General features: G+C 66.0%; 1 protein-coding gene. It reads left to right on the top strand.

Annotated features, from left to right (window positions below; all coding sequences use genetic code 11):
• Nucleotides 1-373, top strand: a 373-nt coding sequence (locus AC5ZG1_RS44740; protein WP_496136621.1) for an acyl-CoA dehydrogenase C-terminal domain-containing protein, incomplete at both ends; no start/stop codon positions are given.

Below are 373 nucleotides of genomic sequence, written 5' to 3'. Positions count from 1 at the left end.
CCGGTATCTCCGCGATGCCCGTATCGCGCCGATCTACGAGGGCACCAACGGCATCCAGTCGATCGACCTCGTCACCCGCAAGCTGCCGCTTTCCGGCGGCGATCAGGTGAAAGGTTTTATCGTCGAATTGCAGGAGATCGCCGACGGCGTCCGCCGCTCCAATCTCGACGGTTTCGGCGAAACGGCCGCGCGGCTCGATGCAGCCATCGCCGACCTTGAACAGGCGACGAGCTGGCTGCTGAAGGCGCTGGCGGACGACAGGGCTGGTGAAGCGCTCGCCGGCGCTACACCCTATCAGCGCCTGTTCGGGCTGGCGCTCACCGGCTGTTATCTTGCCAAGGGTGGCCTGGCCGAGAGCGGCGACGGCAAAGCC

The organism is Bradyrhizobium sp. Leo78, from assembly GCF_059512425.1.
The sequence above is the reverse complement of the archived record's forward strand: the minus strand, read 5'-3'. Positions and strand labels throughout refer to the sequence as shown.